Origin of the sequence: Methylobacterium sp. J-048 (assembly GCF_022829515.1) — a bacterium.
Lineage (GTDB): Bacteria > Pseudomonadota > Alphaproteobacteria > Rhizobiales > Beijerinckiaceae > Methylobacterium.
On sequence record NZ_JAKSYL010000292.1, the window covers coordinates 1 to 2811 of the forward strand.

Annotated in this window: 3 protein-coding genes; 2 read left to right on the forward strand and 1 reads right to left on the reverse strand. The window is 69.2% G+C overall.

The annotated features are described in order from the left end of the window. Positions 1 to 871: polysaccharide biosynthesis/export family protein (locus MKL09_RS29590; RefSeq protein WP_244025533.1), on the forward strand; the 871-nt coding region annotated here is incomplete at its 5' end. Between the two features lie 157 nt (positions 872 to 1028). Next, positions 1029 to 2165, forward strand: coding sequence for a branched-chain amino acid ABC transporter substrate-binding protein (locus tag MKL09_RS29595; RefSeq protein WP_244025534.1), 1137 nt, complete (start codon positions 1029 to 1031; stop codon positions 2163 to 2165). A gap of 10 nt (positions 2166 to 2175) precedes the next feature. On the opposite strand, the gene MKL09_RS29600 is transcribed toward MKL09_RS29595, so the two are convergent. Beyond that, on the reverse strand, positions 2176 to 2385 hold the full coding sequence (locus MKL09_RS29600) for a type II toxin-antitoxin system HicB family antitoxin (RefSeq protein WP_244025535.1): 210 nt from the start codon (positions 2383 to 2385) through the stop codon (positions 2176 to 2178). Between the last annotated feature and the right edge of the window lie 426 nt (positions 2386 to 2811).

Consider the following 2811-nt stretch of genomic DNA (forward strand, 5'->3'; position numbering starts at 1 on the left):
CCTGTTCTCCGGGCCGCTGGTCGCCGACCGGTTCTCCGCCGGCTCCAAATCCGCCCTCATCCCCGAGCAGCCGGTCGGCCGCGACGGCGCGATCTCGGTGCCCTATGCCGGGCGCATCAAGGTCGCAGGACGCCGGCCCCAGGACGTCCAGGGCCTGATCGAGAATGAGCTCGCCGGCAAGGCGATCCAGCCGCAGGTGCTGGTCTCGGTCACCCGGCCGATCAGCCAGGCCGTCACCGTCACCGGCGAGGGCGCGGCCGGCGCCCGCCTGCCGCTCTCGGGCCACGGCGACCGCATCCTCGACGTCATCGCCGCCGCCGGCGGCAACCGTTCCCCGGTGTCGGAGACCTTCGTGCGCCTGTCGCGCGGGCCGCTCACCGCGACCGTGCCGCTGACCACGGTGGTGTCGAACCCGAAGGAGAACATCTACCTGCGGCCCAACGACGTGCTGACCCTGGTGCGCGATCCGCAGACCTTCCTGGCGGTGGGCGCGCTCGGCCAAGCCACGGAACTGCCGTTCCAGGCCGACGGCATCACGCTCGCCCAGGCGCTCGCCAAGGCGCGCGGCCTGTCGGACTTCGCCGCCGACCCGGCCGGGACGTTCATCTTTCGGTTCGAGCCGGCCAGCGTGGTGCGCCGGCTGAACCCGGCCACCAAGCTCACCGGCACGCCGCTGGTGCCGGTGGTCTACCGGATCAACATGCGCGACCCCAACAGCCTGTTCACCACCCAGGCGTTCCGGATGCGCAACCGCGACCTGATCTACGTCTCGAACGCGCCGTTCACCGAAGTGTCCAAGGTGCTGTCCGTCTTCACCTCCCTCACCGGGCCGGTCTCCTCGGTGGCGACCGCTTACTATTACGCGAAGTAAGGACGGGACGACTTACGCGAGACGGCGGAAAACAATCGCGTTTCGCCGCGTCCTCGCGTATGGGCTTTGCGTGCGGTGTGTTGCGGATGCGCGTGACCGGAGCCGCATCCCACCCTCGCCGGTGGATGCCTCGCGCAAGGATGCCTAGAAGAGCCCGATGAAGATCGGACGCGTCGTCTCCGCCCGCGGGCTGTTCCGGCCCACGCTGTTCCCCTTGAGCCTGTGTCTCGCGCTCCTGTCGGCCGGGCCGGCTTCGGCCGATGTCGTGGTCGGCGTGGCGGTCCCGCGCTCGGGCCCCTACGTCGCCGTGGGCGAGCAGGTGCTGCGCGGTGTCGAAGCCGCGGCCCGGGACGCCAACGCCATGGGCGGGCTCGACGGCCAGCCCGTGACCCTCGACGTGCAGGACGATGCCTGCGACTCCAACACCGCCACTGCGGTGGCCAACCACTTCGTGCGCGCCGACGTGCGCCTCGTCGTCGGCCATGTCTGCTCGAATGCCTCGATCGCGGCCTCCGACATCTATGCCCAGAACGGCCTGGTGATGATCAGCGCGGCCTCGGTCTCGGCCCGGCTGACCGACCGGGGGCTGCCGAACGTCTTCCGCGTCTGCGGGCGGGACGACGACCAAGCCCGGCTGTCGGCCGCGGTGCTCGCCGAGCGGTTCCGCGACCGCAAGATCGGGCTGATCCAGGACCAGACCCCGGCCTCCCGGACGCTGGCGGCCGCCACCAAGGACAACCTCAACCGGATCGGGATCAACGAGGCCCTGTCCCTGTCGTTCGCGCCGAGCGACGCCGACGATGCCGCCCTGGTCGACCGCCTCAAGGCCGCGGGGATCGAGGTGGTCTATTACGGCGGCGACGCTACCGAGATGGGCCGCCTCGTGAAGATCGCCGCCGATCGCGGCTACCGCCCGCAATGGTTCGGGACCTCGGCGATCGCGACGCCGGACTTCGCCAAGGTCGCCGGCTCGGCGAGCAACGGCGTGCTGATGACCTTCTACCTCGATCCGAGCCGGCAGCCCGCCGCCGCCAACGTCGTGAAGGCGTTCAAGGCCGAGGGCGTCGATCCCACCGGCTCGACCATCTACGGCTACGCGGCGCTGCAGGCGCTGGTCGCGGCCGGCAACTTCGCCCACTCCGCCGAGCCCAAGCCGATCGCCCAGGCGCTTCATACGGAGCGGTTCGACCTCGTGCTCGGCACGGTCGGGTTCGATTCCAAGGGCGACGTCACCGCCCAGGGCTATGTCCTGTATGTTTGGAAGGACGGGAGTTTTACGCCTGCCGGGAAGTGAGCACCGGATCTCAGGCTTCGGCCGACAGCCGCGCCTTCGCGGCCTGAGCCAGGAAGGCGGATCGGCTCTCGCCGGTCGCCTCGGCAGCTCGGTCGATCCGTCGGAGGAGGCCTTCCTCCATCGAGATGTTGACGCGCACGGCCCGGCCGGGAAGCTCGACTTGGATGAGCGCGACCATCGCGTCGGCGCTGTTCTCGCGAAAGCTCGGGTCGCCGGTCAACTCCTCCCAGCGCGCGCGGGCGCGGGATCTCTTCGCCGTCCTCCTGGTGCACTAGCATGACAACGTGAGCCATTTCCGCCCTCTCGGTCACCATTGACATCAAGGGATCAAGCCGCAGGCCCATCCAGCCTGCCGATAGGCAATCGCAGCTGGAGCGTGAAGGCTTTTTGCCCGGTCCGCTGCCAAGGCCCTGCTGAATTTCGCCTATCCCAATCACGACCTCATCCTGAGGTGCCGGAGCGCAGCGGAGGCCTCGAAGGAGCCCTCCAGGGACCGCGGCGACCACTGGAGGGCTCCTTCGAGGCTGCTGCGCAGCACCTCAGCGACTGTGTTGGGCGTCAAGCGGTTTGCCATGGTTTCTGATCCCGGATCATGGCGTTGAGGATGGTGAGGAGCTTTCGGGCGACGGCGATGACGGCGACCATC

Excerpts from the sequence above, each read along its gene's own strand:
- MKL09_RS29595 (WP_244025534.1), top strand. The coding sequence starts at position 1,029 with ATGAAGATCGGACGCGTCGTCTCCGCCCGCGGGCTGTTCCGGCCCACG.